Raw genomic sequence first — 19,608 nt, 5'->3', positions numbered from 1 at the left:
GGACGTGCTCAGTCTGGATAGAGAGGAAGAGCATGCCCGTCCACACCGCCCCCACACCTGCCCGCAAGACCGAGGCCCCGCCGCGCATCATCATCCGCGGCGCGGAGCCCGTCCTCGACGGCGGCCGCTACGCCGCCAAGCGCACGGTGGGGGAGACGCTCACGGTCTCCGCCGAGGTCTTCGCGGACGGGCATGACGTCATCCGCGCGGCGGTCCGCTGGCGCGCGCCGGGCAAGCGGGCCTGGCGCGAGGCGCCGATGCGCCACATCGACGCGCACATCGACGGCGACACGTGGGAGGGCGACATCACGGTCGACGCGCTCGGCCGCTGGAGCTGGACGATCGAGGCGTGGGTCGACGCGCTCGCCTCCTGGCGCCACGAGATCGCCCGCAAGCTCGACGGCGGGCAGGAGGACCTGACGAGCGAGCTCGCCGAGGGGGCGCTGTTGCTCGAGGCCGCCGCCGAGCGCGCCAAGCCGGCGGACGCGCGCATCCTCACGAAGTCCGCCGCCGAGGTCACCGACCCGGCGCGCACGACCGAGCAGCGCGTCGCCGCCGCCCTCGCCGGACCGGTCGTGGCGGCGGCCGAGCGGGCGCCGGACCGCACCCGGTCCGCGACGCTCGAGCCCGCCGTCGCGCTCGACGCCGACCCCGAGCGGGCCCGCTTCGGCAGCTGGTACGAGCTCTTCCCGCGGTCGTGGGGCGGCCTCCGCGGCACGGCGCAGGTCGTCCCGCAGCTCGCCGAGCTCGGCTTCGACGTCCTCTACCTCCCGCCCGTCCACCCGATCGGCCGCAAGAACCGCAAGGGGCCGAACAACGCGCTGACCGCCGGCCCCGAAGACCCCGGCAGCCCGTGGGCGATCGGCGCCGCCGAGGGCGGCCACGAGGCGCTCCACCCCGAGCTCGGCACGCTCGACGACTTCGCCGCGCTCGTCGACACCTGCGACTCGCACGGCGTCGACCTCGCGCTCGACCTCGCCTTCCAGTGCTCGGCCGACCACCCGTGGCTCACCGAGCACCCGGAGTGGTTCCACCACCGCCCCGACGGGACGCTGAAGTACGCGGAGAACCCGCCCAAGCGCTACCAGGACATCTACAACCTGCACTTCGGCTGCGAGGACTGGAAGGCGCTGTGGCAGGCGCTGCTCGACGTGACGCTCACGTGGGTCGACCGCGGCGTGCGCGTCTTCCGCGTCGACAACCCGCACACGAAGCCGCTCGCCTTCTGGGAGTGGATGATCGCCGAGGTCCGCGGCCAGCACCCCGAGGTGATCTTCCTCGCGGAGGCGTTCACGCGGCAGGCGATGATGCGCGCGCTCGGCAAGGCCGGCTTCAACCAGTCCTACACGTACTTCACGTGGAAGAACGAGCGCACCGAGCTCGAGGAGTACCTCACCGAGCTCAGCACGGAGATGGCCGACTACTACCGGCCGAACTTCTTCGCGAACACGCCGGACATCCTCCACGCCTATCTCCAGCACGGTGGACGGCCGGCCTTCGAGGCGCGGCTCGTCCTCGCCGCGACGCTCTCGCCGACGTACGGCATCTACTCCGGCTTCGAGGACTGCGAGAACGTCCCGGTCCGCCCGGGCTCGGAGGAGTACCTCGACAGCGAGAAGTACGAGACGAAGGCGCGCACCCTCGACGGCCCGCTGCTGCCGATGGCGGCCGCGCTGAACCGGGCGCGGCGCGCGCACCCCGCGCTGCAGCAACTGCCCGGTCTGGAGTTCATGGACACGGCGAACGGGCAGCTCATCGCCTACGTCCGCCGCGCCGGTCGCGACACGGTGCTCGTCGTCGTGAACGTCGATCCGCATCACCCCCAGGAAGGACTCGTCAACGTGCCCGCCTCCTCCGGCCTCCCGCCGGCCTTCACCGTCCGCGACGTCCTCGACGGCGGCGAGTACCACTGGCGCCTCGGTGGCAACTACGTCCGCCTCACGCCCGGCGAGCGGCAGGCCCACGTCCTCGAGGTCGTCTCCTGATGTCGATCGAGGTCCACGGCCACGACGCCGCCGCCACCCAGGCCGACCCGCAGCGCTGGTTCGAGCACGACCCGCTCTGGTACAAGCGCGCGGTCTTCTACGAGATCCACCTGCGCGGCTTCTTCGACGGCAACGACGACGGCTCCGGCGACTTCATCGGGCTCACCGCGAAGCTCGACTACCTCGCGTGGCTCGGGGTCGACTGCATCTGGCTGCTGCCGATGTACGCGAGCCCGCTGCGCGACGGCGGCTACGACATCGCCGACTACAACGAGATCCACCCCGACTACGGGACGGTCGATGACTTCCACAAGTTCGTTGAGGCCGCCCACCAGCGCGGGATGCGGGTCATCGCCGACCTCGTCGTCAACCACACCTCGTCCGACCACCCGTGGTTCCAGGAGTCGCGCTCCTCGCCCGACAGCCCGAAGCGCGACTGGTACATGTGGTCCGACACCGACCAGTTGTACGCCGACGCGCGGATCATCTTCACCGACACCGAGCCGTCGAACTGGACGTGGGATCCGGTTGCCGGCCAGTACTACTGGCACCGCTTCTTCAGCCACCAGCCGGACCTCAACTACGACAACCCCGAGGTCCAGGAGGCGATGCTCGACGCCCTGCGCTTCTGGCTCGACCTCGGCCTCGACGGCTTCCGCCTGGACGCGGTGCCCTACCTCTACGCCCGCGACGGCACGAACTGCGAGAACCTCCCCGAGACGCACGCCTACCTCAAGCGGCTGCGCAAGACGATCGACGAGGAGTACCCGGACCGCGTGCTGCTCGCCGAGGCGAACCAGTGGCCGGAGGACGTCGTCGAGTACTTCGGCGACGGCGACGAGTGCCAGATGGCCTTCCACTTCCCGCTCATGCCCCGGATGTTCATGGCGCTGCGGCGGGAGGACGCGACGCCGATCATCGAGATCCTCGAGCGGACCCCGGCGATCCCCGACAACTGCCAGTGGGGCCTGTTCCTGCGCAACCACGACGAGCTGACCCTCGAGATGGTCACCGACGAGGAGCGCGACTACATGTACAAGGAGTACGCGAAGGACCCGCGGATGAAGCTCAACCTCGGCATCCGCCGCCGCCTCGCGCCGCTCCTGGACAACGGCCGCGACGAGATCGAGCTCATGACGGCGATCCTCTTCTCGCTCCCCGGGTCGCCGGTCCTCTACTACGGCGACGAGATCGCCATGGGGGACAACTTCTACCTCGGCGACCGCGACGGCGTGCGGACGCCGATGCAGTGGACGGGCGACCGCAACGGCGGCTTCAGCCGGGCGGACTTCGCGCAGCTCTACGCGCCGCCGCTCATGGACCCGGTCTACGGCTACCAGGCGGTGAACGTCGAGGCGCAGCTGCGCACGCCGACGTCGCTCCTGCGGTGGGTGCGGCGCTTCATCTCGCTGCGCAAGGAGCACCCGGTGTTCGGGCTCGGCACCTACGAGCCGCTGACGGTCTCCAACCCGCGGATCTTCGCCCACATCCGCAAGCACGCCGACGACATCGCGCTCTGCGTCCACAACGTCGCGCGCTCCGCGCAGGCGGTCGAGCTCGACCTCTCCGCCTTCGAGGGCTCCTACCCCGAGGAGATGTTCGGCCGCACGCGCTTCCCGCGGATCGGCGAGCTGCCGTATCTCCTGACGCTTGCGCCGCGCGGCTTCTACTGGTTCCTCCTCACGTCCGGCGAAAGCGGCGAGGATGAGGCGGCCCGGGCCATCGAGGCCGCCACCGTCAATGCCCACGACAACGGGGGGGCCACCGCATGACCGCCATCGACACGCTCATCAGCGAGGAGACGCTCGCCGAATTCGTCCTCGGCCAGCGCTGGTTCGGCTCGAAGTCGCGCGAGGTCGCCGGGATCTCGGTCCTCGAGTCGATCCCGATCCTCGAGGAGGATCCGCGCCTGGCGCTTGCGATCATCGAGGTGCGCTTCCACCCGGGCACACACGAGCTCTACCAGCTGCCGATCGGCCGCCGGCCGTCGGCCAGCGGCTGGCAGCACGGCATCATCTGCCAGGACGACGAGCACATCGTCTACGACGCGATGACCGACCCGGCGTTCGTCCGCGAGGTCGTGCGGCTCATGGCGTCGGGGACCGACGTGGAGACGCCCGCGGGCGTCGCCGAGTTCCGCAGCCCCGACGGCCGGCCGGTGCCGGTCCCGGACGACGTGCGCCCGCTCGGCGCCGAGCAGTCCAACTCGTCGGTCGTCCTCGACGAGAAGCAGGTCCTGAAGGCGTTCCGCCGCCTCGGCGCCGGCGTCAACCCGGAGCTCGAGATGCTCCACTTCCTCAGCGCGCACGGCTTCGACCACATCGCGCCGCTGCGGGCCTGGTACTCGCACACCGGACGCCTCATCGACGCGACGCTCGGGGTCGTGCAGGACTTCGTCCCCGGCTCGACCGACGGCTGGGACCTCGTCCTCGACGTCCTGCGCTCGGACGACCCGCACCGCTTCGTCGCCGAGGCGCGCACGCTCGGCGAGATCACCGGTCAGATGCACACGGCCCTCGCGTCCGACAGCCAGGACGAGGCCTTCGCGCCCGCCGACACGTCGACCGAGGCCCTCGGCCTGCTCACCGCGACCGTCGACGAGGAGATCGAGCGGATCTTCCGCGACCTGCCCCAGGACGTCGGGCCGCTGCAGCCGATCGCCGGCCGCGGGCAGGAGGTCCGCGAGCTGCTCGGCGCGCTCACCGTCGGCTCGGCCGGCCGCATCATCCGCCATCACGGCGACTACCACCTCGGCCAGGTCCTCCGCGGGCAGGACGGCGGCTGGGTCGTCCTCGACTTCGAGGGCGAGCCGGCGCGGACGCTCGCCGAGCGCCGCGCCAAGCGCTCGCCGCTGCGCGACGTCGCCGGGATGCTGCGCTCCTTCGCCTACGCGGCGTCCGCGTCGCGCATCCTCAACGGCGTCCCCGCGCCGGCCGGCTGGGAGGACGCGGTGCGCGAGGCGTTCCTCGAGGGCTATCTCGCCGAGGCCGATCAGACGCTGCTTCCGCCGGGGCGCCAGAACGTCGACCGGCTGCTCAACGTCTTCGAGCTCGAGAAGGCGGTCTACGAGCTGCGCTACGAGATCGACCACCGCCCGGACTGGGTCTCGATCCCGGTCGCCGGGATCGCCCGCATGCTCGAGCTCGACGACGACGAGGAGGCCACCCCCGCGTGACCCGCACGAACGGCAAGACGAAGACGCCGCCGATCCTCGGCGAGCTCGACCTGCACCTCGCGGGGGAGGGCCGCCACGAGCGGATCTACGAGCGCCTGGGCGCGCACGTGACGACGGTCGACGGGACCGAGGGCGTCGCCTTCGCCGTGTGGGCGCCGAACGCGACGAGCGTCACCGTCATCGGCGACTTCAACGAGTGGGACCACGACCACGACGCGATGCGGGCGGCGGGGTCCGGATCCTCCGGCATCTGGGAGGCGTTCGTCCCCGGGGCGCGCCCGGGGCAGGCGTACAAGTACGCGATCCGCACCGCGTCGGGCGACGTGCGCCTGAAGGCCGACCCGTACGCCGCCCAGGCGCAGCAGGCCCCGGGCACCGACTCGGTCGTCCACGCCCCGCAGCACGGGTGGCAGGACGCGGCGTGGCTGCAGCGCCGGCGCGCCGCGGTCCCGCACCGCGAGCCGATGTCGGTCTACGAGGTGCACCTCGGCTCGTGGCGCCGCGACCCGGACGACCCCGAGACGCCGCTGCCGTTCGCGCAGCTCGCGCAGGAGCTCGCCGCCTACGCGACCGACATGGGCTTCACCCACGTCGAGCTGCTGCCGGTCATGTCGCACCCGTTCCCGGGGTCCTGGGGCTACCAGGTGACCGGCTACTTCGCGCCCGACGCGCGCCACGGGACCCCCGACGACTTCCGCGCCTTCGTCGACACGCTCCACGCGGCGGGCATCGGCGTCATCCTCGACTGGGTCCCGGCGCACTTCCCGAAGGACGACTGGGCGCTGCGCCGCTTCGACGGCTCGGCGCTCTACGAGCACGAGGACCCGCGTCGCGGCGAGCACCCCGACTGGGGCACGCTCATCTTCAACGTCGGCCGCAACGAGGTGCGCAACTTCCTCCTCGCCAACGCCCTCTACTGGCTGCGCGAGATGCACGTCGACGGCCTGCGCGTGGACGCCGTGGCGTCGATGCTCTACCTCGACTACTCCCGCAAGGACGGCGAGTGGCTCCCGAACGAGCACGGCGGCCGCGAGAACCTCGAGACGGTCGCCTTCCTGCGCGAGTTCAACGAGGTCATCCACGCCCGCGAGCCTGGCGTCCTGTCCATCGCCGAGGAGTCGACGGCGTGGCCGGGCGTCTCCCGGCCGACCCACGTCGGTGGGCTGGGCTTCGGCTTCAAGTGGAACATGGGCTGGATGCACGACACGCTCGCGTACTTCCAGCAGGACCCGATCCACCGCAAGTACCACCACCACACGCTGACCTTCAGCCTCATGTACGCCTTCAGCGAGAACTTCGTGCTGCCGCTGAGCCACGACGAGGTCGTCCACGGCAAAGGGTCGATCCTCGAGAAGATGCCGGGCGACCGCTGGCAGCAGCTCGCGAACGTCCGCGCGCTCTACGCGTACATGTGGGCGCACCCGGGCAAGAAACTTCTCTTCATGGGCAACGAGCTGGCACAGGAGCGGGAGTGGTCGCACGAGCGGTCGCTCGACTGGCATCTCCTGCAGGACGCGGGGTACGGGGGCGTGCAGGCGCTCGTCCGCGACCTCAACCACGCCTACTCGGACCTGCCCGCCCTGTGGGAGCGCGACGACGACGCGTCGGCCTTCCGCTGGCTCGAGGCGAACGACGCCGACGCGAACGTCGTCTGTTTCCTCCGCGAGGGGGACCCGGGGACGCCGCCGCTCGTCTGCGTCTGCAACTTCGCGCCGGTCGTCCGCGAGGGCTACCGCGTCGGGCTGCCCTCCGGCGGCACGTGGCGCGAGGTCCTCAACTCCGACGCGTCCGCGTACGGCGGCAGCGGCGTGGAGAACGGCACGATCACCGCCGACGAGGAGCCCTGGCACGACCAGCCGGCGTCCGCCGCGCTGACCCTTCCGCCGCTCGGCGTGATCTGGTTCTCGCCCGAGCTGTGACCCGTGCACCCGCCCTGCCCTTCGAACGTCCCCTCGGCACGACCGTGCTGGGGGACGGCCGCGTGCGCTTCCGCGTCTGGGCCCCGAAGCCCGAGCAGGTCGCGATCCGGCTGCGCTCCGGCGACCACGCGCTGACCGACGCCGGGTCCGGCGTCTGGGAGGGCGTCCTCGACGCCGCGCCGGGCGACGACTACTGGGTGATCGCCGACGGCCGGCGGGTCCCGGACCCGTGCACCCGCTGGCAGCCGAAGGGCCTGCGCGGGCCCTCGCGCGTCGTCGACCCCGCCACCTTCGCGTGGACCGACGAGGCGTGGGACGGGGTGCCGCTGCGCGACGCGGTGATCTACGAGCTCCACGTCGGGACGTTCACGCCGGAGGGCACGTTCGACGCCGCGATCAGAGAGCTGCCGCGCCTCGCCGCGCTCGGCGTCACCGCGATCGAGCTCATGCCGGTCGCCGAGTTTCCCGGCGAGCACGGCTGGGGCTACGACGGCGTCTACCTGTGGGCCGCGCACCACGCCTACGGCGGCCCGGAGGCGCTCGCCAGGCTCGTCGACGCCGCCCACCGGGCCGGCATCGCCGTCATCCTCGACGTCGTCTACAACCACGTCGGCGCGTCCGGCGAGCGCGCGCTGCGGATGCTCGGCCCGTTCTTCACCGACCGCTACTCGACGTTCTGGGGCGAGGCGTTGAACTACGACGGCGAGGGCAGCGGCGGGGTGCGCGAGTGGGTCCTGCAGAACGCCGAGATGTGGGTCCGCGACCTCCATGTCGACGGCCTGCGCCTCGACGCGATCCACGCGATCTTCGACGGCTCCGCCGAGCCGCTCCTCGCCGAGCTCGCCACCCGGGTGAGGGCCGTCGACCCGCGCGCGCTGATCATCGCCGAGTCGGGGCGCAACGACCCGCAGGTCATGCGCCCGCGGGCCGTCGGCGGCCTCGGGCACGACGCGGCCTGGGCGGACGACTTCCACCACGCGCTGCGCACGCTGCTCACCGGCGAGCAGGAGGGGTACTACGAGGAGTTCGGCAGCGTCGCCGACCTCGCGAAGGCCTGGCGCGTGCCGCACGTCCACGACGGCGGCTGGTCGACCTTCCGCGGCCGGCGCTTCGGCGCCCCCGCACCCGACCTGCCCCCCGAGGCGTTCGTCGTCTTCTCCGCGAACCACGACCAGGTCGGCAACCGCGCGCTCGGGGACCGCCTGCCGCCCGCGCTGCGCCCGCTCGCCGCGTTCTGCACGCTGCTCTCGCCGTTCACGCCGATGCTCTTCATGGGGGAGGAGTACGGGGAGGCCGCGCCCTTCCAGTTCTTCTCCGACCACATCGACAAGCGGATCGCGAAGGCCACCCGCGACGGCCGCCGGCGCGAGTTCGCCGCCTTCGCCGCCTTCTCCGGCCAGGAGGTGCCCGACCCGCAGGACCGCGCGACGTTCCTCGCCTCCAAGCTCGTGCGCACGGAGGACGCCGCGCTCGCCGCGCTCCACGCAGACCTCCTGGCCCTGCGCGCCGAGCTCACCCTCGCGGCCCCCGGCCACGCCGAGGTCACCGGCTACGACGAGGCCGCCCGCTGGCTCCGCGTCCGGCGCGGCACCCACACCTTGATCATGAGCTTCTCCGACACCCCCCAGACCGTGCCCGCGCCCGCGGGCGAGATCGTCCTCGCGACCGCACCGGCCCGGCGGGCCGCCGCCGGCCTCCGCCTGGCCCCGATGAGCGGCGTGGTGATCCGGTGAGCGCGCGCGAGGTCTGGCCGGGCCGGCCCTTCCCGCTCGGGCCCGTGTGGGACGGGGAGGGGACGAACTTCTCGATCTTCTCCGAGAACGCCGAGCGCGTCGTCCTCTGCCTCTTCGACGCCGACGGAGCCGAGGAGCAGATCGACGTCACCGCGGTCACCGCCCACAACTGGCACTGCTACCTGCCGGGCGTCGGGCCCGGCCAGCGGTACGGCTACCGCGTCCATGGGCCGTACGCGCCGGAGGAGGGGCACCGGTTCAACCCGTGCAAGCTCCTCATCGACCCGTACGCGAAGGCCATCGAGGGCGGGGTCGACTTCGACGCCGCGAGCGTCCTGCCGTACGTCCCCGACCCGGACGCGGGGGACGACGCCGACCTCGAGGCGGACGACGAGGACTCCGCGCCCGCGATGCCGAAGTGCGTCGTCGTCGACGACCACTTCGACTGGGAGGGGGACCGGCCGCTCGCCCGCCCGTGGACGCAGACCGTCATCTACGAGACGCACGTCAAGGGCTTCACGAAGCTCCTCGACGCGATCCCGGAGGAGCTGCGCGGCACCTACGCCGGCCTGGCGAGCGACGAGGCGATCGGCTACCTGAAGGCGATGGGCATCACCGCCCTCGAGCTGCTGCCCGTCCACCACATCATCGACGAGTCCTTCCTCCACGACCGCGGGCTCTCGAACTACTGGGGCTACTCGTCGATCGGCTACCTCGCGCCGCACGCGCAGTACGCGGCGACCGGCCGCCTCGGGGAGCAGGTCCGCGAGTTCAAGGGGATGGTCAAGGCGCTGCACCGCGCGGGCATCGAGGTCATCCTCGACGTCGTCTACAACCACACCGCCGAGGGCAACCACCTCGGCCCGATGCTCTCCTTCCGCGGCGTCGACAACGCCTCCTACTACCGCCTCGTCCCCGACGACAAGCGGCACTACATGGACTACACGGGGACGGGCAACACGCTCAACGCCGTCGAGCCCGAGGTGCTGCGGCTCATCATGGACTCGCTGCGCTACTTCGCGATCGAGTGCCACGTGGACGGCTTCCGCTTCGACCTCGCCTCGGCGCTCGCGCGCGGCCTCTACGACGTGGACCGCCTGAGCGCGTTCTTCGACACGATCCACCAGGACCCCGTCCTCTCCCAGGTGAAGCTCATCGCCGAGCCGTGGGACGTCGGCCCCGGCGGCTACCAGGTGGGCAACTTCCCGGTGCTGTGGTCGGAGTGGAACGGGATGTACCGGGACGTCGTGCGCGACTTCTGGCGCGGCGAGGCGCCGCTGAACGAGTTCGCCTCGCGCTTCACCGGCTCGAGCGACCTCTACGAGTCGGACGGGCGCAAGCCGTTCGCCTCGGTCAACTTCGTCACCGCCCACGACGGCTTCACGCTCGCCGACATGACGGCGTTCAACGAGAAGCACAACGAGGAGAACCTCGAGGACTCCAAGGACGGCACCGACGACAACCGCTCCTGGAACTGCGGGGTGGAGGGGCCGACCGACGACCCCGAGGTGAACACGCTCCGCTGGCGCCAGCGGCGCAACTTCCTCATGACGCTGCTCCTCTCGCAGGGCGTGCCGATGCTCCTCGGCGGCGACGAGATGGCCCGCTCGCAGGGCGGCAACAACAACGCCTGGTGCCAGGACAACGAGGTCTCGTGGTTCCACTGGGACGTCGACGAGGAGGCGCGCAGCCTCCGTGAGTTCACCCAGCGGCTCGTCGCGCTCCGCGCCGCCGAGCCCGTCTTCCGCCGCGAGCACTTCCTCGAGGGGGACGAGGCCGACACCGTCCTGCCGGACATCTGGTGGTTCCGCCTCGACGGCCGCCGCATGACGCGCAAGCAGTGGGAGGACGAGGAGCTCCGCTGGCTCGGCGTCTTCCTCAACGGCTCCTCGACGGGGATGCAGGACGAGCGCGGGCAGCCGGTCCACGGCGGCTCCTTCCTCCTCTTCCTCAACGCGAGCGAGCACGACGTCGAGTTCACGCTCCCGGCCGCCCGTTTCGGGGCCGAGTGGACGCTCGAGCTCGCGACGGCGGCCCCCGCCGCCGCGCCCGGCTCGGTCGACGTCGCCGCCCGTGGCTCGCTGTTCGTCTCCGCCCGCTCGATGACCCTGCTGCGGCGCAGATGACGCCCACCGGCCCCCGCCCCCTCCGCGCCACCTACCGCCTGCAGCTCGGGCCCGACCTCGGCTTCGCGGACGCGCAGGCGCTGCTGCCGTACCTCGACGACCTCGGCGTCTCGCACCTGTACCTCTCACCGGTGTGGGAGGCGCGCGCCGGCTCGACCCACGGCTACGACGTCATCGACCCGGCGGCGGTCTCCGTCGCCCTCGGCGGGGAGGACGGCCTGCGCGCGCTCGCCGCCGACGCCCACCGGCGCGGCATGGGCCTCGTCCTCGACGTCGTCCCGAACCACATGGCGACCGACGACGCCAACCGCTACTGGTCGGACCCGGCCCTGCGGGCGAAGTTCTTCGACCTCGACCGCGTCACCGGCAGGCACCGCCGGTTCTTCGACGTCGACGAGCTCGCCGGCGTGCGGCAGGAGGACCCCGAGGTGTTCGCCGCGACGCACGCGAAGGTCATCGAGCTCGTACGCGACGGCGTCGCCGACGGGATCCGGGTCGACCACCCCGATGGGATGGCCGACCCGGCCGGCTACCTGCGACGGCTGCACGACGCCGGCGTCGACCGCGTCTGGGTCGAGAAGATCCTCTCGGCCGAGACCGGCGAGCAGCTCCGCGTCGGCTGGCCGACCGCGGGGACGACCGGCTACGAGTTCTGCGTCGACGTGCAGGCGATCTTCGTCGACCCGGCCGGGGAGGCGCCGCTCACGGCGCTGTGGACGGAGCTCAGCGGCGACGCGCGGCCGTTCTCGGACTGGGCCGACGAGGCGAAGGCCGAGCAGGCCGCGACGACGTTCGGCCGCGAGGTCGACCGGCTGGGCGCCGTCCACGACGTCCCCGGGACGACCGAGGCGCTCAGCGCCCTGGAGATCTACCGCACCTACGTCGTCCCCGAGCGCGACGAGGTCGCGCCGGAGGACCGCGAGGCGCTCGCCCACGTCCCGGAGGCCGTCCGCCGCGCCGCCCTCCTCGAGGACCCCAAGGTCCCCGCCGAGTGGGTCGTCCGCTTCCAGCAGACGACGTCCCCGGTCATGGCCAAGGGCGTCGAGGACACCGCCTTCTACCGCTATCACCGCCTGCTCGCGCTCAACGAGGTCGGGGGGGACCCCGGCCGCTTCGGGCTCTCCGTCGACGCCTTCCACGCCCGCGCCGCCGAGCGCGGCCGGCGCTTCCCCGAGAACCTGCTCGCGACGAGCACGCACGACACGAAGCGCTCCGGCGACGTCCGCGCCCGCCTCGGGGCGCTTGCGGGCCTGGGGGAGGAGTGGGCCGGCGCCGTCCGCCGCTGGCACGCCGACAACGCCGAGCTGCGCGACGTGGCCGCGCCGACGCCGGCCGAGGAGCTGCTCGTCTACCAGACGCTCATCGGGGCCTGGCCGATCGAGCTCGAGCGCCTCGAGCCGTACCTCATCAAGGCGCTGCGCGAGGCGAAGCAGGGCACCTCGTGGGTCGACCCCGACGAGGCGCACGAGCACGGCGTCCTCGAGTTCGCCCGGCGCCTCTACGAGCACGGCCCGTTCCGCTACGGCTTCGACGGCTGGGCGGCCCGCGTCGCCGACGTCGGTGCGCGCGCCGCGCTCGGCCAGGTCCTGCTGAAGCTCACCGTCCCCGGGGTCCCCGACCTCTACCAGGGCGACGAGACGTGGTTCTCCGCGCTCGTCGACCCGGACAACCGCCGCCCGGTCGACTTCGCCGCGCGCGCCGAGGCCCTCGCGGCGCTCCGCGGTGGCGACGCGCCCTCGCGCGAGCGGGCGAAGCTCCACCTCGTCTGGAAGGCGCTCGAGCTCCGCCGCGAGCTGCCCGGGACGTTCGCGCAGGGCGCCTACACCCCGATCCCCGCGGGCGACGGCGTCTGCGCCTTCCTGCGCGGCGAGGACGTCCTCGTCGCCGTCGCGCTCCGTGACGCCGGGGCCGGGACCGAGGGCTGGGCGCTCCCGGCGGCGGCCGCCGGGACGTGGCGCAGCGTCCTCGACGGGGCCGAGTTCGACCTGCCCGACCAGGCGAGCCTCGCGGGCGTCCTCGGCCCGGACGGACGGGCGCTGCTGCGCCGGATCTGACCGTGCGCCGGGCGTTCTGGCACGCTCGTCTAGGATCTGGGCCTTGACGTCGCGCGTCCTGATCGTCACGTGGGAGTACCCGCCGATCGTCGAGGGCGGACTCGCCCGCCACGCACGCAAGCTCTCCGAGCAGCTCGTGCGCGACGGCGTGGAGGTGCACGTCCTCACGCGCGGCGACCAGCGCAGCGCCGCCCGCGAGGAGCGCCACGGCGTCATCGTGCACCGCGTCCCCGAGCCCAGCTACCCGCAGGGCCTCAACGAGTTCGTCGCCTGGGTGCGCCAGCTCAACGACGACCTCCTCGTCGCCGGCCGTGCCCTCTGCGACGAGCTGCAGTTCGACCTCGTCCACAGCCACGACTGGCTCGTCGCCGTCGCCGCCAAGCGCCTCGCCGACGGCGTCCGCCGCCCGCTCGTCACGACCGTCCACGCGACGGAGTTCGGCCGCCACCAGGGGTGGGTCCACGTCGCGCCGCAGTCGGACATCCATCGCACCGAGCGCTGGATGGTCCACGCCGCCGACCAGGTCATCGTCTGCTCGCACTACATGCGTGGCCACGTCGCCGACATCTTCGACGTGGAGGAGGCGCGCATCGCCGTCATCCCGAACGGGATCGACCCCGACGACCTGCAGCCCAAGGGCGACCTCGACGCGCTCCGCGCCCGCTTCGCGCAGCCGCACGAGCGGCTCGTCCTGCTCGTCGGGCGGCTCGTCTACGAGAAGGGCTTCCAGGTCGCGCTCGACGCGCTGCCGGACGTCATCGACCACGTCGGCGACCTGCGCTTCCTCGTGGCCGGGTCGGGGACCGCCGATCAGGAGCTCCGCGCGCAGGCCACCCGCCTCGGGCTCGACGAGCACGGCACGTTCCTCGGCTGGATCGGCGACGACGCCCTGCACAACCTCTACCGGATCGCCGACCTGACGGTCGTCCCGTCGCTCTACGAGCCGTTCGGGCTCGTCGCCCTCGAGGCGATGGCCTCCGGCTGCCCGTGCATCGTCGCCGACACCGGCGGCCTGCGGGAGGTCGTCCCGCCCGGCGAGCGCGTCGGCCTGCGCTTCAACGGCGGCGACGCCGAGCACCTCGGCATCATGATCGAGCGGCTGCTGACGAGCGACGAGCTGCGCGACCGGCTCGTCGTGCAGGCCCGCGAGCACGTGCTCCAGTTCGACTGGGCGGACGTCGCGGAGCAGACGCGCGCGGTCTACGACGGGCTGCTCACGGACACCCCGGCGCGACGCGCCTGAAGAAGGTGAGTCCGGGGCCCCCGGGACGTCGAATCCCGGACGCGGCACCTCGTGCGGCGGCCCTTCCGACCTGGGCCGCCCCGTCCTCACTTGGTCATGGAGATCGGCCGGACCGGCCCTGACCTTGAGGCGGCCGGTCAGTCCTCTGGCACCGGTTCGTCGGTCTCGTCGTCGTCGGCGAGCGGCGCGTCGGGCAGCTCGGGCTCGTCGAGGGGGACGGGCAGGTCGTCCTGCGCGCTGAACTCGTGATCGGACTCGTGCGGCCCCGGCGCGCCGGGCGCGGGGTGCTGCGACTCGGTGGCCGGAACATCGGTCGGGAGCATGAGACGGCTACCTCCTCGAGTGGACTTGGGAAACGCTCACCTACCGTACTCCGCCGGTGCCGTACGATCGACCCCACATGACGGCGATGAAATGGTGGGGCTGGGGCCTCGACGGCGTGGCCTTCACGCACGAGGACAAACCGGAGCTCCGGGGCTTCATCCGCGAGAAGATCGGGCTCGACATCGGGCAGGCGACGGCCGCCCCGCTCGGCTTCGACGAGCTCGCGATCCCGGACGCGCACCTGCCGGACGGCCTGCGCGCGGCGCTCGCCGGCGCGGTCGGCTCCGAGCACCTCAGCGTCGACCCGCTCGACCGCGTCGTCCACGCCCGCGGCAAGAGCATCCGCGACCTCATCCGCCAGCGCCGGGGCGACCTGCCGCGCGTCCCCGACGCCGTCGTGCGGCCCGCGGACGAGGCGCAGGTGACCGCCGTCCTGCAGGCCGCGCTCGAGGCGGACGCGGTCGTCATCCCGTTCGGCGGCGGCACGTCGATCTCCGGCAGCCTGGAGCCCGAGGCGACCGAGACCCGTCCGGTCCTCTCGGTCGACATGGGCCGCCTGGATCAGGTCCTCGAGATCGACGCCGCCTCGCGCCTGGCGCGGGTGCAGGCCGGCGTCTTCGGCCCGCACCTGGAGGAGCAGCTGAACGCGCAGGGCTACACGTTCGGCCACTTCCCCGACAGCTTCACCCACTCGACGCTCGGCGGCTGGATCGCCACGCGCTCGTCGGGCATGCAGTCCGACCGCTACGGCGACATCGCCGACATGACGCGCGGCCTGCGGGTCGTCACCCCGTCGGGCACGCTCGTCGTGCGGCCGGTGCCGAGCACGTCGACCGGCCCGTCGGTGCGCGAGATGATCCTCGGCAGCGAGGGGCGCCTCGGGCTCATCACCGAGGCGACGGTCCACGTGCGCCCGCTGCCGCAGCGCCGCGAGATCCTCGGCTACCTCTTCCCGACCTTCGACGCCGGCCTCGCCGCGATGCGCGAGATCGCCGCGAGCGAGGCGTCGGTCTCCGTCAGCCGCGTCTCCGACGCGCCGGAGACGCAGTTCTCCTTCGCGACGCGCAAGGCGTCGACGCGGATGGACAAGGTCCAGTCCAAGGCGCTGACGACGTTCCTCCAGCGCGCGAAGGGCTTCGACCTCGGCTCCATGTGCCTGTCCTTCCTCGGCTACGAGGGCAGCGACGGCCACGTCACCGAGCAGCGCCGCATCGTCGGGCGGATCGTCGGCCGGCACGGCGGCATCTGCATCGGCACGAGCCCCGGCCAGCTCTACGACCAGAAGAAGTTCGACACCCCGTACATCCGCGACTTCCTCCTCGACCGCGGCGCCGCCGCCGACGTCTCGGAGACCGCCGCGCCCTGGTCGCAGCTCGAGGCCGTGCACCGCAACACGAGCGCCGCGGCGAACGCGGCCTTCGCGCAGCTCGGCGTCACCGGGTACCTCATGTGCCACCTCTCGCACAGCTACCACGCGGGGGCGTGCCTCTACTTCACCTTCGCCTTCGTGCCGAGCCCCGGCGGCGACATGCTCGAGGAGTACGACGTGGTGAAGCAGGCGATCCAGCAGGCGTTCGTCGACAACGGCGCGACGCTCTCGCACCACCACGCGGTCGGCACCGAGCACAGCCAGTGGCTCGAGGAGGACATCTCCGCGCCGGGCGTCCGCCTCCTCGAGGCGCTCTTCGACGGCACCGACCCGGGGGCGAACCTCAACCCGGGCAAGCTCGTCGGCGGCGCCGGTCGCGCGGCGACCGAACCCGCACGCTGAGCGGGCGCGCGTGCGCCCGCCCGGGAAACCTTCTCGGCGCCGGGGAGTAGCAAGGTCAATGGACGGGAACGAGGACTCGGGCAGCCTGGACCAGCCGTGGGCGAGGACCCTGCCCGCGCGCCTGTTCCGCGAGGCGGTCATCTGCGGTGTCCTCGGCACCTGCATGGACGCCTACACGCGCCGGCAGATCAACGGCCACGAGCACCTGCGTGACCTCGACCAGCCGGTGATCTTCGTCGCGAACCACGCGAGCCACATGGACACGCCCGCCCTGCTGCGCGCGCTCCCGGGCCGCTGGCGCCGCCGGACCGCCGTCGCGGCCGCGGCCGACTACTTCTACGTCAAGCGCCTCCTCGCGCACACCGTCTCGCTCGTCTTCGGGACGGTGCCGCTGCACCGCCGCGGCGGGTCGCTCCACGCCGGGCCGCCGCCGCACCTCGCGCGCCTGCTCGACGAGCGCTGGTCGGTCGTCGTCTTCGCCGAGGGGACGCGCTCCCGCGACGGCAGGGTCGGCCGCCTGCGGGCGGGCTCCGCCGTCATCGCCGCCGAGTACGGCGTCCCGATCGTCCCGGTGCACGTCGCCGGGACGCACGAGGCGATGCCGACCGGCCGCCGCTGGATGACCCGCGCGCCCGGCCGCTTCCTCGGCCGCCGCCGGCCGATCGAGATCTCCTTCGGCCCGCCGATCGTCCCGCAGCCCGGCGAGGACCACCGCCACGTCATGGAGCGCGTGCGCCTCTTCCTCGCGTCGGCGGGCGCCGACACGACGCCCGACCCGCGCGTCGAGCAGCTCCGTCGCCGGATGGAGCTCGCGGCTGTCGCCGCCGGCGGGGCGGACTCCGGAGACGCCGGCGCGCCCACGCGCCAGGCCGTCTGAGCCGTGGCGCAGGTCTTCCTGACGGGCGGCGGCGGCTTCATCGGCGGCCGGCTCGCCGCGGCGCTCGCCGCGCGCGGGGACACGGTCGTCGGCCTCGCACGGACCCCGGCGTCCGCCGCCGCGCTCAAGGCCCACGGTGCCGCGGTCGTCGACGGCGACGTCCTCGACGAGGCGGGCCTCCGCGCCGCGATGGCGGGCTGCGAGGTCGTCCACCACGTCGCCGGGGTGAACTCGCACTGCCCGGCGGACCCCGGCCGGCTGCTCCGCGTGAACGTCGACGGCACCGCGGCCGTCGTGCGCGCCGCCGCGGCCGCCGGCGTGCGCCGCGTCGTCTTCACCTCGTCCGCCGCCTCGGTCGGCGAGGCCCACGGCACCGTCGGGACCGAGGACTCGCCGCATCGCGGCAGCTACCTCTCGGTGTACGACCGCTCCAAGCACGAGTCCGAGCAGGTGGCCTTCCGCCTCGCGGCGGAGACCGGGGTGGAGGTCGTCGCGCTCAACCCCTCGTCCGTCCAGGGGCCGCCGCGCAAGGGCGGCAACGGCGCGATCATCATCGCCTACCTCAACGGGCGCCTGCGGGCCTTCGTCGACACGTTCGTCTCCGTCGTCGACGTCGAGGACGTCGTCGCCGCGCACCTCCTCGCGGCCGAGCGCGGAACGCCCGGCGCGCGCTACATCCTCAACGGCGCGACGATCTCGTCGGCCGAGGCGCTGGAGATCGTCGCCGGCCTCTCGGGGGTCCGGCAGCGCGTCCCGATGATCCCGGCGCCGGTCGCCCGCGGCCTGTCCGGGGCGGTCGACGTTCTCTTCCGGCTGCGGGGGAGGACCTCGCCGATCTGCCCGGCCCGCGTCGAGACGATCCTCCACGGCCACCGCTACGACGGCTCGCGCGCGACGCGGGAGCTCGGCGTCGTCTACACGCCGGTGGAGGAGACCTTCCGCCGCACCATGGAGTGGGCGGTCGCCGAGGGCCTCGTGACGCGCCCGCTGCCGGGTGCGGCATCGAACATCCGCTGACTCAGGCGCGCTGTGCTCAAGGCCGCGCTCAAGCCCGGCGCGCCGCGATCCGATGGGGACCCAGGCCCTCTCACCCTGTCCGAAAAAGGATCGCCCCCCATGACCTTCGTCCTCATCGCCGGCTACATCCCCGCCATGATCCTCGTGCTCATCGGCGGCATGGTCTGGTCCAGCCGCACGCCCGACAGCGACACCGCCCACGAGCTCGGGGATCGCATCTGCCGCCGCAAGGGCAGCGACCGCCGTCACCTCGAGCTGCCGTACGTCGGGGTCGAGCGCCGCGCCGGCGAGCGCCGCGGGGCCCAGCCGGCCCAGGCGGAGCAGCCGGCCCGTCACGTCTCCTAGCCGGGCCCAGCCGGCACGAGGCGGGCCGGACGGGCCCGTCACGTCTCCTAGCCGGGCCCAGCCGGCACGAGGCGGGCCGGACCGAGCCGTCCCTTATGCTCGGAGACCGGATGGCCTCAATCCCGATCAACGTTTCTGCCCTTGTCGGCCGGACGCCGATGGTCCAGCTCACGCGGCTCGCCCCCGAGGGCGTATCGATCTTCGGCAAGATCGAGGCGTCGAACCCGGGCGGCAGCGTCAAGGACCGCATCGGCGTCGCGATGATCGAGGCGGCGGAGGCCGAGGGCGCGATCGAGCCGGGACGCACGACGATCGTCGAGGCGACGAGCGGCAACACCGGCATCGCCCTCGCCTTCGTCTGCGCCGCGAAGGGCTACGAGCTCGTGCTGACCCTGCCGCAGGGGATGAGCCGCGAGCGCGAGGGCCTGCTGCGGCTGTACGGCGCGCGCGTCGAGGTCATCGAGTCGCTCGGCGGGATGAACGAGGCCGTGAAGGCCGCGCAGGGGATGGCGCAGCAGCCCGACGTCTTCCTGCCCGACCAGTTCTCGAACCCCGCGAACCCCGAGGCCCACCGGCGGACGACCGGGCCGGAGATCTGGCGCCAGCTCGACGAGCAGGTCGACATCCTCGTGGCCGGTGTCGGCACGGGCGGCACGATCACCGGGGCCGGGGAGTTCCTCAAGGAGCGTAACCCGGCGCTGAAGGTCGTCGCCTGCGAGCCCGCGACCTCCGCCGTCCTGAGCGGGCGCACGGCCGGACCGCACCGCATCCAGGGCATCGGGGCCGGGTTCGTCCCGCCGGTGCTCAACCGCGAGCTCCTCGACGAGGTCATCCCCGTCAGCGACGAGGACGCGATCGAGACCGCCCGCCTCTGCGCCCGGCGCGAGGGCCTGCTCGTCGGCATGTCCTGCGGTGCGGCGCTCTGGGCGGCGATCGAGGTCGCCAGGCGTCCCGAGTCGGCCGGCGCGCGGATCGCGGTCGTCCTGCCGGACAGCGGCGAGCGGTACGTCTCGCTGCCGTTCTTCGCCTACTGAGCCCG

At 72.7% G+C, this 19,608-nt stretch carries 14 protein-coding genes; 13 read left to right on the top strand and 1 reads right to left on the bottom strand.

Annotated features, from left to right (window positions below):
* Window positions 1–32: 32 nt before the first annotated feature.
* From NBH00_RS16640 to NBH00_RS16605, 8 genes are read left to right on the top strand one after another with little or no spacing between them, the layout of a single operon-like run.
* Window positions 33–1,985 (top strand): alpha-1,4-glucan--maltose-1-phosphate maltosyltransferase, encoded by a 1,953-nt coding sequence (locus NBH00_RS16640; RefSeq protein WP_254569716.1) that lies wholly within the window; start codon window positions 33–35, stop codon window positions 1,983–1,985.
* Complete coding sequence (gene treS / locus NBH00_RS16635; protein WP_254569715.1) at window positions 1,985–3,757, top strand: maltose alpha-D-glucosyltransferase; 1,773 nt, start codon at window positions 1,985–1,987, stop codon at window positions 3,755–3,757. The genes NBH00_RS16640 and treS overlap by 1 nt, the downstream gene beginning before the upstream one ends.
* Window positions 3,754–5,160: a maltokinase N-terminal cap-like domain-containing protein gene (locus NBH00_RS16630; protein ID WP_254569714.1), complete on the top strand. Its 1,407-nt coding sequence runs from the start codon at window positions 3,754–3,756 to the stop codon at window positions 5,158–5,160. The genes treS and NBH00_RS16630 overlap by 4 nt, the downstream gene beginning before the upstream one ends.
* The gene (glgB, locus tag NBH00_RS16625; RefSeq protein ID WP_254569713.1) at window positions 5,157–7,079 is read left to right on the top strand and encodes a 1,4-alpha-glucan branching protein GlgB; all 1,923 of its coding nucleotides are present in this window, start codon (window positions 5,157–5,159) and stop codon (window positions 7,077–7,079) included. Before NBH00_RS16630 ends, glgB begins: the two co-directional genes overlap by 4 nt.
* A complete protein-coding gene (treZ, locus tag NBH00_RS16620; RefSeq protein ID WP_254569712.1) occupies window positions 7,076–8,812 on the top strand; it encodes a malto-oligosyltrehalose trehalohydrolase in 1,737 nt (578 codons plus the stop codon). The genes glgB and treZ overlap by 4 nt, the downstream gene beginning before the upstream one ends.
* The gene (glgX, locus tag NBH00_RS16615) at window positions 8,809–10,938 is read left to right on the top strand and encodes a glycogen debranching protein GlgX (RefSeq protein ID WP_254569711.1); all 2,130 of its coding nucleotides are present in this window, start codon (window positions 8,809–8,811) and stop codon (window positions 10,936–10,938) included. Before treZ ends, glgX begins: the two co-directional genes overlap by 4 nt.
* Window positions 10,935–12,992 carry a malto-oligosyltrehalose synthase gene (treY, locus tag NBH00_RS16610; protein WP_254569710.1) on the top strand — a complete coding sequence of 686 codons (2,058 nt, stop codon included), beginning with the start codon at window positions 10,935–10,937 and terminating at the stop codon, window positions 12,990–12,992. The genes glgX and treY overlap by 4 nt, the downstream gene beginning before the upstream one ends.
* 43 nt (window positions 12,993–13,035) lie before the next feature.
* Entirely contained in the window at window positions 13,036–14,235 is a 1,200-nt protein-coding gene (locus NBH00_RS16605; RefSeq protein ID WP_254569709.1) for a glycosyltransferase family 4 protein, read from the top strand.
* Window positions 14,236–14,372: 137 nt separating this feature from the next.
* Here the strand turns inward: NBH00_RS16605 and NBH00_RS16600 are convergent, their stop codons facing one another.
* The gene (locus NBH00_RS16600) at window positions 14,373–14,558 is read right to left on the bottom strand and encodes a hypothetical protein (protein ID WP_254569708.1); all 186 of its coding nucleotides are present in this window, start codon (window positions 14,556–14,558) and stop codon (window positions 14,373–14,375) included.
* Window positions 14,559–14,635: 77 nt separating this feature from the next.
* Here NBH00_RS16600 and NBH00_RS16595 point away from each other — a divergent pair, with 77 nt between their 5' ends.
* The 5 genes from NBH00_RS16595 to cysK all read left to right on the top strand — a co-directional run bounded on the left by NBH00_RS16595 (window position 14,636) and on the right by cysK (window position 19,603).
* Window positions 14,636–16,330 carry an FAD-binding oxidoreductase gene (locus NBH00_RS16595; protein WP_254569707.1) on the top strand — a complete coding sequence of 565 codons (1,695 nt, stop codon included), beginning with the start codon at window positions 14,636–14,638 and terminating at the stop codon, window positions 16,328–16,330.
* Between the two features lie 58 nt (window positions 16,331–16,388).
* A complete protein-coding gene (locus NBH00_RS16590; protein ID WP_254569706.1) occupies window positions 16,389–17,207 on the top strand; it encodes a lysophospholipid acyltransferase family protein in 819 nt (272 codons plus the stop codon).
* A 3-nt stretch (window positions 17,208–17,210) separates the two neighbouring features.
* Window positions 17,211–18,224, top strand: coding sequence for an NAD-dependent epimerase/dehydratase family protein (locus tag NBH00_RS16585; protein WP_254569705.1), 1,014 nt, complete (start codon window positions 17,211–17,213; stop codon window positions 18,222–18,224).
* A 99-nt stretch (window positions 18,225–18,323) separates the two neighbouring features.
* A complete protein-coding gene (locus tag NBH00_RS16580; RefSeq protein ID WP_254569704.1) occupies window positions 18,324–18,569 on the top strand; it encodes a hypothetical protein in 246 nt (81 codons plus the stop codon).
* Between the two features lie 110 nt (window positions 18,570–18,679).
* A complete protein-coding gene (gene cysK, locus NBH00_RS16575) occupies window positions 18,680–19,603 on the top strand; it encodes a cysteine synthase A (RefSeq protein WP_254569703.1) in 924 nt (307 codons plus the stop codon).
* Window positions 19,604–19,608: the final 5 nt, after the last annotated feature.

Source organism: Paraconexibacter antarcticus (genome assembly GCF_024220175.1).
Classification (GTDB): domain Bacteria; phylum Actinomycetota; class Thermoleophilia; order Solirubrobacterales; family Solirubrobacteraceae; genus Paraconexibacter; species Paraconexibacter antarcticus.
The sequence above is the reverse complement of the archived record's forward strand: the minus strand, read 5'-3'. Positions and strand labels throughout refer to the sequence as shown.